Raw genomic sequence first — 11,892 nt, 5'->3', positions numbered from 1 at the left:
CACTCCCATGCAAGACCAACCTCTCAACGCTGCCGACTTCGACTTGATCGAGGACATTCTACTCAAGTATGGCGATGACAACAGCGTACTCAACTGCTCCGAACTTGATGGCTATTTCACCGCGCTGGTTTCAAGCCCCACACAGGTGGATATCAGTGACTGGTTCCCGGCAATCTGGGGCGGGCAAAATCCTGATTGGGATAACCCCGACGAAGCTAAGCAGTTTATCGAGCTTAGCGTGCGTCACATGAATGCATTGGCAAGCCAACTGGCTTTGGAGCCGCAAACGTTTAACCCGCACTTTGAGCAAATCGAGCATCAAGGCAAGCCGTTAACTCTGGCAGAAGAATGGTGCTTTGGTTACCTGCGCGGCGTTTCGCTGGGTAACTGGCCAGAACTGCCTGCGCCACTGACTGCCAAATTTCAGGCAATCACACTTTGCGCTGAACAGGACAATTTCGAGCTTCCGGCTGATCTCGACGTCGCCTTACATCAACAGAACGTTGCGGCAATTGGACCAGCAGCGCTGGCGATTCACGACTACTGGGCTGCGCAGCGCTAAGCGACGCTGTAGCGGCAAACCACACCCTCGTAAACCACCAGTCTCCTCAACCAACGTGCGCCTCAGCCGCAGCAGGCGCGCGCACCGCAGAGGCCGTACCAAACTGCAAATAACGGTCAACAATCGGCTCCTCCAGCAACATATGTGAGTCGCGAGCGTAGTCGTTCAGCAATCGCCATGGCAGCTTTGAGCCCTGACGCGGTAACACCTCATTGGCACGCTGCACATAACCCGACCGCAGCGACCCCATGATCGACTCATCCACCGCGCAGCCTTCAGCATCATGTGCGTGCACGGTTTTGTATTGTTGCTCATCCATGTGCTTGAGCAGGCGGCATAAGTAACGCGCAGCGATATCTGCCTTGAGCGTCCAGGATGCATTGGTGTAGCCGAATATCCACCCCATATTGGGCACACCTTCCATCATCACGCCTTTGTAGGTCAGCTGTTGATTGATCAGGCACGGCTTGCCGTCGAGGCTCAACGCCATACCGCCAAGCACCTGCAACTGCAGACCTGTCGCCGTAATAATGATGTCAGCATCGAGTTGTTGCCCCGACTTGAGGCGAATACCGTGCTCGGTAAAGGTTTCAATTTGATCAGTGACTATCGAGGCTTTACCACTGCTGATTGCCCTGAATAAATTGCCATCCGGCACTGCGCACAGCCGCTCATCCCAAGGGTTATAACTCGGACTGAAATGCCTCATGTCAAAGTCATCTGGCAGTTGTTTACGCACACCATTAAGCAATAGCTTGCGCACTTTGTCTGGCCAGCGCTTGGCGGCTTTAAACATCCAGCGTTGCAGGCTGATATTGCGTTTACGCGCCAGTTTGTAAACCCAGGCATCAGGAAGAAAACGGCGCAGCACAGCGCTCAACTTATCTTGCCCCGGCACCGAAAATATATACGAGGGTGAGCGTTGCAGCATGGTGATATGCGCAGCGCTTTCAGCCATTGCCGGAACCAGCGTTACCGCTGTCGCACCACTGCCAATCACCACAACCTTCTTGTCTGCATAGTCCAGATGCTCTGGCCAGTGTTGCGGATGGATGCACTGGCCATTGAACTGCTCGATGCCGGGAAAATCGGGTAGATAACCACTGCGGTGGTTGTAATAACCGGTACAGGAAATCAGGAAATCACAGGTCATCGTGCGGGTCTGGCCGCTGGCGCTTGACTGTACCGTTAGCCTCCAGCGTTGCTCAGCGCTCGACCAATCAGCTGCCGTCACTTCAGAGCCAAACTGGATATGCTGAGTGATGCCATATTGCTCAGCCGTTTCGCCTATGTACTGGCGGATGGAGGGACCACCAGCCAGCACTTTCAATTCATTCCAGGGGCGGAACTGATAACCGAAGCTGAACATATCCGAGTCAGAACGAATGCCCGGATAGCGAAACAGATCCCAGGTACCGCCGATGTTTTCAGCCCGTTCGATAATGCTGAAACGCTTGTCTGGGCAATCGCGGACAAGATGGCAGGCCATGCCGATACCTGACAATCCTGCACCGATAATCACTACATGCTGATGTTCAAGAGCCATTGTTTTTGTTCTCTCGCTGAACACTTTAGGAACTCAAACAATAGCACCAAGCAGATGCTTGGTTTCACTCTGTGATGGATATAATCATCGCCACAAAAAAACACCGAGCCTCGATAATCGAAGCCCGGCGGTATTAATGGTTCACGCGAATGGTGTACAGGAAACGCTCAATCAGTGGCTTTGCACCTTGCGCCGCTCTGCTACGGCCTCCGGTGTAATCACCGCATCACTCTGGCCAAAATGTTTAAGGACGAAGGTGCTCACGGCAGCCAGTTCCTGATCGTTATAGCCTTTGGCGAAGCTCGGCATGCGTTGATCAACTGGCCCATCACGGTTCATGTGGCCATTGAGCAGGACACCGAGCAAGTTTGCAGCGCTTGGATCATTCACAGTTTTCAGCCCAGCCAGCTTGGCCACCGGACTCTGATTGCCTTCACCATCCCAGCGGTGACATGAGGCGCAAGCCTTGGCAAAAACTCTACTGCCCAGATCATCGGCAACCACAGCTCTAGCGCTGAGATCCTTGGGTACCGCACGAGCCACTCCAGTTGTTTGCGCCGGAGTGCTTTTCAGGTACACGGCAATGGCTTTTTGGTCTGCGGGGGTGAGTTGGCTCAAGCTGTGCTCAACCACCGCAGCCATTGGCCCGCCAGCAAAGCCGTTACCTGAGGAATAGCCCTTGGCCATGTAATCAGTGAGGTCTTCGATCGACCAGGCGCCAATCCCCTTCAGCGGATCCGAGCTGATGTTGTAAGCATGCCAGCCTTCAATTGGCGCACCCGCCAATTGCTTATCTGAATCGAGCGATTGGAACAGGGTCCGAGGTGTATGGCACTCACCACAGTGACCGGGACCTTGAACCAGATAGGCACCACGGTTCCACTCGGCCGACTGTTTACTATTCGGCTCATAACGCTGGTTATCGAGAAATAACGCATTCCAGAAGAACATGCCCCATCGTTGGTTGAACGGAAACGATAAGGTGTTTTCAATCGGTGCTTGTTTAACCGTTGGCAAACTGAACAAGTACGCCTTGATCGCCAAAATTTCATCTCTAGGCATCAAGGTATACGAGGTGTAGGGGAACGCCGGGTAATAATGCTTACCGTCGCGACCCACCCCTTCTTGCAGGGCGCTGACGAAATCATCATCACTCCAAGCACCAATTCCGGTTTCCACATCCGCAGTGATATTGGGCGAAAACAACGAGCCAAATGGCAGCTCAAATTCGACACCGCCTGCAAATGGCTTGCCCTTCTCGGTGGTGTGGCAGGCAACGCAATCTGCTGTTTTGGCCAGATATGCGCCTTTCTCGATCAACGCCGCATCAGCGCCAGCAGCAATCGCGCTACCCGTTGCAACAGATAAACCTAGAAGCACAAGGGTGTTTTTCAAATAGCTCATGTGTTCATCCCTAAACAATGAAGTATCCAGCACGGATCAACGGTAAGCGGCGTATACGCGTACCAGACGCAGCATGCAGTGCATTGACCAACGCAGGTGCAATGAGCGCGGTCCCCGCCTCACCGATACCCCCCGGAGCTTCGAGACTTGGTAACAGATGTACTTCAACTGGAGGCGCTTCATTGATTCGTATTTGACGATAATTATCGAAGTTGGTCTGTTGGACCTGTCCCTGTTCGATCAAAATTTCGTTGAAAAACGCGGCCGATAAACCAAACAGAGTACCGCCTTCAATCTGCGCGGAAATCGAGGTTGGGTTAGTCGCGAGACCACAATCAACAACGCTAACCAGACGTTTGAAATGCACGCCTTTATCGCCCACCATCTCCAGCTCAACCATGGTCGCAACAAAGCTACCAAACACGGCGCCTACCGACACTCCCCGGCCATGGCCAGCAGGTAACGGCGCTTTCCAGTCGACTTTTTCAGCGAGGGTTTTCAGCACCGCTTGAGCACGCGGCTGGTCCTGCATCAGTTTGAGGCGATATTCAATTGAGTCAGCTTTGGCGTTGTGGGCCAACTCATCAATAAAACTTTCGATCGCAAAGGTACTGCGCAACGGGCCCACCCCGCGCCACCACGAAACGGGGATGGCTTTCGGCTCTTCGCGGATGTAGTGCACCTGCAAGTTGTCCATGGCGTATAGCGGTTCAATCGCCACTTCCACTGCATCAGCATCCACACCATTGTCCGGCAGACTGCCAGCATAACGGGCCAATACCGATGCCCCGGCGATGCGATGTTGCCAACCCTGCAGCTTGTCGCCATCGAACGCAGCATTCATGCGGTCAACGTAGTGAGGACGGTACATATCATGAGTCATGTCCTCTTCCCGGCTCCAGATCAGCTTGATCGGGTAGCTGACCTGCTTGGCGATGGCCACCGCCTGGGTAATAAAGTCAAAATCCAGCCGCCGGCCAAAAGCTCCACCAATCAACTGGTTATGCACGGTAACTTTTTCCGGGGCCAAACCCGTGACTTGCGCAGCAGTCTGCTGAGCGAACACCGGCACCTGAGTACCCACCCAAAGCTCGCAGGCATCGGGACGAACATGGGCAACGCAGGTCATAGGTTCAAGTGGCGAATGGGACAAAAAGGGTTGCTCATAAACTGCTTCAAACTGGCTGCTGGCCGACTGCAAGCTGGCGGTGATATCGCCTGATTTATGGGCAATAACACCGTCACGGCTACTGGCGTCTTGCAGGGCTTGGTCTAGCTCAGCCGAGTTAATTGAAGCATTGGCGCCCAGATCCCAGTCGATTTTCAGAGCATTGAGCCCCTGCTGGCAGGCCCAATAATTACTGGCGATAACCGCGACGGCGTTGTCCAGTTTGACCACATCACGCACCCCCGACACTTTACGCGCGGCGCTGTCGTCAATGCTACGCAAGGTGCCGCCGTGCACAGGACAAGTGAGTGTCGAGGCAATCTGCATATCAGCAACATTCAGGTCGATGGTGAATTTAGCTTTGCCATTGACCTTGTTTGGCGTATCAACACGCTGCAGGGGTTTGCCGATAACCTTGAACTGATCAGGTTTTTTAAGCGGCACATCAGTGGGCACCGGCAAAGCGCTGGCCGCATCAACCAACTCGCCATAACCCGCTCGCAAACCATTGGGACCAAAGACCACTGCGTTCTCAGCGTGGCACTGGCTCGGCGCAACCTTCCAGCCTAGCGCGGCGGCTTGAATCAACAGGATTCGCGCCGTTGCACCGGCCTGGCGCAATGGCTCCCAAGTAACACGCGTTGCGGTTGAACCACCGGTTCCCTGAAACTCCAGCAATGAGTCGCTGTACAGCTCGGCATTTGGCGGCGCATCGACCACTTCAATCTGATCAAGGCTGACTTCGAGCTCTTCTGCCACCATCATGGCAATGCCGGTATGCGTGCCCTGCCCCATCTCGATTTTGGGCGAAATAACGGTTACCCGGCCATCATGCCCAACCCGCACAAAAGCGCCATAGCCGGTAGCACTTTGTTCACCGAGACGCCCCGAAGCAACGGCTTCAGCCGCCGCACTGCGCGCAACCAGCGGGGGCAACCAGGTACTCAATACCAACCCGCCCATAGCCAGAGAACTGCCCTGCAAAAAGCGTCGACGAGATGATTTAAAGCTTGGCTTTACCATAAGTAAATTGCTCCTTAAGCCTGGCTGACGCTTTTAATCGCAGCACGAATGCGCGTGTAAGTGGCGCAGCGGCAAAGGTTACCTGCCATGGCCACATCAATCGCGGAGTCATCTGCATCGGGCTGCTTCTCAAGCAAAGCCACAGCAGCCATAACCTGGCCCGACTGGCAATAGCCGCACTGAACGACTTCATGCTCAAGCCACGAAGCTTGAACCTTCTTGCCGATCTCGGTCTCACCAATGGCTTCAATCGTCGTGATGTCGTGACCAACGACGGCGCTGATCGGCAACACACAGGAGCGCACCGGATTGCCATCAACATGCACAGTGCAAACTCCACACTGAGCAATGCCACACCCAAACTTGGTGCCGGTCATACCCAGCACATCACGCAATACCCACAGCAGCGGCATGTCGCCAGGCACATCAACTTGTTGTTCAGTTCCATTGATCGAAAGTGTATGCATAGCAACCTCGTATAAAAAATAACTAAGCCCAGAAGAGGCAAAATGCCAATCTTCTCTGGCTAGTAAATAGGAGTTGTTCTCAGCCACCTCATATCAGTCGAGTTACGGCCCAAAGCAGCTGGTAACAGGCTCGTAACCCATTAAGAGTAATGACTAAAAGTAATATAAACACAGGACGGAGCCAAAGTGTGCGGTGCCTAACTTTACGATGGTTGCAATTCAAAAGCACCGAAACATCCTACATAGCATTAAGCCATCAGCCACAAAACTGGACCGAGCTTCATACAAGTTTATTCACTGCACCAAGGTTAACTAACAGCCAGTAAACACCAGAACCCGCCAGTCAGAGAACTGCGGGATAACGACTCAACGAAGGTGTGAAAAACGGAGGAAGAGGATGTAAAGAAAGCGTCATTAGTAACGTTGAGCAGCAAAGGCGGTCTAGGCTAATGACGTACATCAAAAAATAGCGCAAGCCATGCGCTAAGCTGATTAGCTTGAGCCATTGACTAAACAGCTAAATTATCAAGGGTTGTATAGAGTCCGCCGAACATACCAAGAGCCTCTGAACAACATAGCCACAGCCGTTTCAGAGTCACTCCCTGCAGAGCCAAATCAATAACTAGGAACGCAGCAATGACCGAGAAAAGCCTGACCCACGCCACTGGCGCACCTGTTGTCGATAACCTCAACACACAAACTGCTGGCCCCCGTGGCCCAGCCCTCATGCAAGACATCTGGTTGATTGAGAAACTCGCTCACTTCGACCGCGAAGTAATCCCTGAGCGACGCATGCACGCGAAAGGTTCTGGCGCTTACGGCACCTTCACCGTGACCGACGACATCAGCCAATATTCACGCGCTGCTTTGTTTTCTAAAGTCGGCAAAGAAACCCCGCTTTTTTTACGCTTCTCAACGGTTGCCGGTGAGCGTGGCGCCGCTGACGCTGAACGTGATATTCGTGGCTTCGCCGTGAAGTTCTACACCGAAGAAGGCAACTGGGACCTCGTTGGCAACAACACGCCGGTGTTCTTCTTCCGTGACCCTATGCGCTTCCCCGACCTCAATCACGTGGTCAAGCGTGATCCGCGCACCGGCATGCGCAACGCCACCAGCAACTGGGACTTCTGGACCCTACTGCCCGAAGCACTGCATCAGGTGACCATCGTCATGAGCGATCGTGGCATCCCGAAAGACTTCAGGCATATGCATGGTTTCGGTAGCCACACCTTCAGCATGCTCAACGCAGCGAATGAACGGGTTTGGGTCAAGTTTCACTTTGAGTGCCTGCAAGGCATCGACAACCTGACTGACGCCGAAGCTGAAGCCGTAGTCGGTAAAGACCGCGAAAGCAGCATGCGCGATCTTTACGAGAGCATTGAAGCGGGCGATTTCCCATCCTGGAAGCTGCGCATTCAGGTCATGACCGAAGAGCAGGCGCGCCATCACAAGCACAACCCATTCGATCTGACCAAGGTTTGGCCACATGGCGACTATCCATTGATCGATGTCGGCGTCATGCAGCTTAATCGCAACGCCGAAAATCACTTTGCCGAGGTCGAGCAGGCAGCCTTCTCGCCAGCCAACATCGTGCCCGGCATTGGTTTCTCGCCAGATAAGATGCTGCAAGCACGCTTGTTCTCATACGGCGACGCACAGCGCTATCGTCTGGGCGTTAACTTCAACCACATCCCAGTCAACGCGCCGATCTGCCCGCATCAAAGCTATCACCGCGACGGCGGTATGCGCACCGATGGCAACCTCGGCTCGAAAATCGCTTACTGGCCCAACAGCCAAGGCGAATGGGCCGACCACCAAGCACTGGCCGAACCGGCATTACCACTTGATGGCGACGCCAAAGCCTGGGATCACCGAGTTGATGATGATCACTACGAGCAGCCAGGCGATCTGTTCCGCCTGATGAGCCCAGAGCAACAGCAAGCGCTGTTCGATAACACTGCACGCGCCATGAACGGCGTACCCGATCCAATCAAACAGCGCCACGTCGACAACTGCACCAAGGCTGACCCGGCCTACGGTGCGGGCTTAGTGAAGGCACTTGGGCTGTAAATACTAGCAATGTAAAAAGCCCGTCAGGCCAAACCTGACGGGCTTTTTGGTATGCGGCAGAGCTTGCCGTTTCCCTAAGCCTGCATGGTCCAGCCATGCACACTCATCGCCGCCTGACGTAACGCTTCCGAGCGAGTTGGATGCGGATGGCAAACCAGGGCTATATCTTCAGCGCTGGCCGAAAACTCCATGGCCACGCAGTACTCGCCGATTAGTTCACTGGCGCTTGGGCCTATGATATGTACGCCGAGAATCTGATCGGTACGCTCATCAGCCAGCACTTTGACGAAACCTTCGGCCTCGTGATTTATTTTCGCCCGGCTGTTGGCCGTGAACGGAAACTTGCCAACTTTGTAAGCACGCCCCTGCTCCTTCAGCGCCTGCTCGCTACTGCCGACGCTGGCAACCTCCGGTTTGGTATAGATCACACTGGGAATCACCCCATAATTGACCTCGGCGGCGTGCCCGGCAATTCGCTCAATGCAGGCAATCGCCTCATCCTCGGCCTTGTGCGCCAGCATCGGTCCGGAGGTCACATCGCCAATTACCCAGATACCCGGAACCTCACTGCGATGCTGTTTATTACTCAGCATGCCGCGTTTATCAGTGCTGATGCCGACACTTTCGAGACCAAGGCCTTCGGTGTACGGCCGCCGGCCAATGGCAACCAGCACATAATCGGCCTGCAAGACTTCACTCGCGCCGCCTGCCGCGGGCTCGATCTTCAATTCAACACTGTTGGTTGAGCTTTGCGCACTGACCACCTTGCTTCCCAACTTAAACGTCATGCCTTGCTTGCCAAGCGTGCGCTGCAATGCAGTAGCCGTCTCGCTATCCAGCCCCGGACAAATCCGATCGAGATATTCAACCACCGTCACTTTGCTGCCCAAACGCCGCCACACCGAGCCCAACTCCAGACCGATAACTCCAGCGCCGATAACGACCAAATGCTTGGGCACCTCGGGTAATTCAAGGGCTCCGGTGGAATCAATAATTCGCTGGTTATCGATGGCCACACCCGGCAACGGGGTTGGCTCTGAGCCGCTGGCTAAAACGATGTCGCGGGCCTGCAACTGACTACGGCTTCCGTCTGCATGGCTGACGCTGACCTTGCCAACCCCGTCAAGCTTTGCCCAGCCTTTGATCCAATCAACCTTGTTCTTGCGAAACAGGAATTCAATACCCTTGGTCAACGCGCTGACGCTGGCATCTTTCTGCTTCATCATCTGCGCGAGGTTCAAGCTTGGCTGCACCTCAACCCCCAGATTATTCAGCTCGCCGCTGCTGGCCGCTTCATACAACTCAGAGGCGTGCAGCAAGGCCTTGGACGGCATGCACCCAACGTTGAGACAGGTACCGCCAAGCGTTTCACGGCCCTCAACACAGGCAACCTTAAGCCCCAACTGACCGGCACGAATGGCCGCGTTATAGCCACCTGGGCCGCCGCCAATGATCACCACGTCGTACATATTGCTCATGAGCACCTCCTTCAGAACCACCGCCAATCAAAGGCTAGCCAACGGAATTAGCTTCGGCACAGACACATTAAGGCAAGGCGGTAGCAGGCCGGCGCTGACGTTGCAGCAGATGGAAAACCGACCACGCAACAAACGCGAAGCTGGCATTGAGAAAAACCATAGTCCAGGCGCTACCGTCCTGCAGATTACTCAGCAGCAAACCACTGAATGTTGCCCCAGCCATTTGTGCAAAACCCATAAATCCGGCAGCCAAACCCGCCCGATGGGCATTAGGCATCACCGCGCCCGCAACAGAAGCAGGCAGAACCATGCCACCGCCGAGGGTCACCAAGACTTGCGGTAAAGACAGCCCGAGCACAGATAATCCGAAGATTTGATGAACCAGCAGCGTAATGAGCCCGCCCAGCGCGACCAAGGTCACGCCAATACTGACAATCTTGTTTGGCCCGAGTCGAGTGATGGTGCGCTGAGTAAAAACCGCACCGCCAATCAGTGCGGCAACGATCGCACTTATGGTCATGCCGTACTGGCTTGGGCTCAGGTGCAACAGGCCGATATACACCGCCGAAGAACCCGCGATAACCGCAAACATCGCGCCATAAGTAAATGCCAGGGTCAGGGCCAACGCGCAAAATGAGCGGTCGAGCAAGTCGGCATAATTTGCGGCCAGTTTTGCCAACCTACCCGCCTGAGGGTCAAGCTGGGTGTTAGTTTCGCGATAGCGGCCGAGCACCACCAAGACAATGATGCTGGCAACCACAAACGCCAACAGAATAGGTGCTTGCCAGCCACCCAATCTAACCAATACACCGCCGAGCGCAGGTGAAATAACGATGGCGCACAGCATGCCAATCACGGTCAGGGCCAATGCGGGCCCCGCTTGAGCCTGCCATACATCACGCACAATCGCTCGGGACATGACCAAAGCCGCACAAGCACCGAGCCCTTGTAAAGCTCGCGCAGCAACGAACTCAGGCATGCTGTTAGCCAAAAGCATCCACAAGGTTGCAACCAGATAAACCAGCAAACCTGCGACCAGTATCGGCCGGCGCCCCAGGCGATCAGACAGCGGCCCAAGCACCAGTTGACCCAAGCCGAACGCTGCGACGAAGACTGACAGCGCCAATATGCTACTGCCCGGTTTAGCCGCCATCACCCACTCCAATGCGGAGAGGCTGGGAATAATCAATTGAGTTGATATCTCACCCAATGCACAGAGTGCCATCAACAGCACAAGAAGCTGGCGCGAAGGCTGAACGGCAGTTTGCATAGCGACTTTCCTGCTCAGAAATGATTGAAGGCAATCGACAATAGCGCTTGCCACGATAGTATTATGGTTGTAATTTATTTGATCAGATTACACATGTAATTTAATAAGGCAACCGTTTAATACATCTTTTAGAGGCGTACGCCATGCACACACTTTCCCGCGAAGAAAAACTCGCAAGCTGGAATGATGCCGAACAAATCGCCCATAGCAAGCTGGCTGCACCTGGCAGCATGAACATGGCGCAGATCAGCGAAATGTCACCTGCGGAGTTCTTCAACGGCATTGGCGAAGGGCAACTGCCCTGCCCGCCTTTCGGGCACTTGGTCGATTTTGTGCCGATTGAATGGGCAGAGGGATTTTTCCTGTTTCAAGGCTCGCCCGATGCCCGCCATTACAATCCTCTGGGCAGCGTGCATGGCGGCTATGCCGCGACATTGCTCGACTCCTGCATGGGCTGCGCGATTCATACCCGCTTGCAACGCGGTCAGGGCTATACCACCACCGATTTGCGTATCAGCTACATACGAGCCTTGACCAGCAAAGTCGGGCCGGTACGTGCTGAAGGACGCATTGTGCATGTCGGCCGCTCAACAGCGATTGCTGAAGGACGTATCTATGACGTTGATGATCGTCTCTACGCCGTTGGCTCGACCACTTGTTTGATTCTTGGCCAGCCCAGTTAAGTAACCTCTGAAAAACTACTGCGCTAGATATTACTGCGTTAAAAAACTGCTCAAAATGCTCATTTAGGTCAACTAAACTCCGCTTTTTCGCATTTTTTTGCCTTGTACTATCGTCGCTCGCTACCTTTTTCAGAGCTTCCCTAAAGCATCGATCAGGATGTTGGCCATTAACATTTACCCAAGATGGACTGGGTCAATTAATATGTCAGTCAGCATGCAAA

9 protein-coding genes are annotated in these 11,892 nt (G+C 54.2%); 3 read left to right on the top strand and 6 right to left on the bottom strand.

Translation table 11 applies throughout. The features are described from left to right. Positions 1 to 7: 7 nt before the first annotated feature. Positions 8 to 562 (top strand): UPF0149 family protein, encoded by a 555-nt coding sequence (locus tag B9K09_RS07920; protein WP_087516296.1) that lies wholly within the window; start codon positions 8 to 10, stop codon positions 560 to 562. A gap of 46 nt (positions 563 to 608) precedes the next feature. Here B9K09_RS07920 and B9K09_RS07915 read toward each other — a convergent pair whose 3' ends face one another. The 4 genes from B9K09_RS07915 to B9K09_RS07900 all read right to left on the bottom strand — a co-directional run bounded on the left by B9K09_RS07915 (position 609) and on the right by B9K09_RS07900 (position 6,170). Then, a complete protein-coding gene (locus tag B9K09_RS07915) occupies positions 609 to 2,108 on the bottom strand; it encodes an NAD(P)/FAD-dependent oxidoreductase (RefSeq protein WP_087516295.1) in 1,500 nt (499 codons plus the stop codon). Positions 2,109 to 2,279: 171 nt separating this feature from the next. Then, positions 2,280 to 3,512: a cytochrome c gene (locus tag B9K09_RS07910; RefSeq protein ID WP_087516294.1), complete on the bottom strand. Its 1,233-nt coding sequence runs from the start codon at positions 3,510 to 3,512 to the stop codon at positions 2,280 to 2,282. Between the two features lie 10 nt (positions 3,513 to 3,522). Beyond that, positions 3,523 to 5,703 (bottom strand): molybdopterin cofactor-binding domain-containing protein, encoded by a 2,181-nt coding sequence (locus tag B9K09_RS07905; protein WP_087516293.1) that lies wholly within the window; start codon positions 5,701 to 5,703, stop codon positions 3,523 to 3,525. Between the two features lie 14 nt (positions 5,704 to 5,717). Beyond that, the gene (locus tag B9K09_RS07900; RefSeq protein WP_087516292.1) at positions 5,718 to 6,170 is read right to left on the bottom strand and encodes a (2Fe-2S)-binding protein; all 453 of its coding nucleotides are present in this window, start codon (positions 6,168 to 6,170) and stop codon (positions 5,718 to 5,720) included. 636 nt (positions 6,171 to 6,806) lie between these two features. On the opposite strand from B9K09_RS07900, the gene B9K09_RS07895 reads away from it, so the two are divergent. Next, positions 6,807 to 8,240, top strand: a complete 1,434-nt coding sequence (locus tag B9K09_RS07895) for a catalase (protein WP_087516291.1) — start codon at positions 6,807 to 6,809, stop codon at positions 8,238 to 8,240. A 74-nt stretch (positions 8,241 to 8,314) separates the two neighbouring features. On the opposite strand, the gene lpdA is transcribed toward B9K09_RS07895, so the two are convergent. Further along, positions 8,315 to 9,718 (bottom strand): dihydrolipoyl dehydrogenase, encoded by a 1,404-nt coding sequence (lpdA, locus tag B9K09_RS07890; protein ID WP_087516290.1) that lies wholly within the window; start codon positions 9,716 to 9,718, stop codon positions 8,315 to 8,317. Between the two features lie 67 nt (positions 9,719 to 9,785). Continuing rightward, the gene (locus B9K09_RS07885; RefSeq protein WP_087516289.1) at positions 9,786 to 10,988 is read right to left on the bottom strand and encodes an MFS transporter; all 1,203 of its coding nucleotides are present in this window, start codon (positions 10,986 to 10,988) and stop codon (positions 9,786 to 9,788) included. Between the two features lie 143 nt (positions 10,989 to 11,131). On the opposite strand from B9K09_RS07885, the gene B9K09_RS07880 reads away from it, so the two are divergent. Then, positions 11,132 to 11,671, top strand: a complete 540-nt coding sequence (locus tag B9K09_RS07880) for a PaaI family thioesterase (RefSeq protein ID WP_087516288.1) — start codon at positions 11,132 to 11,134, stop codon at positions 11,669 to 11,671. Positions 11,672 to 11,892 lie beyond the last annotated feature (221 nt).

The organism is Pseudomonas sp. M30-35, from assembly GCF_002163625.1.
Lineage (GTDB): Bacteria > Pseudomonadota > Gammaproteobacteria > Pseudomonadales > Pseudomonadaceae > Aquipseudomonas.
Note: the sequence above shows the minus strand (reverse complement) of the source record. Positions and strands in the feature narration are given on the sequence as shown.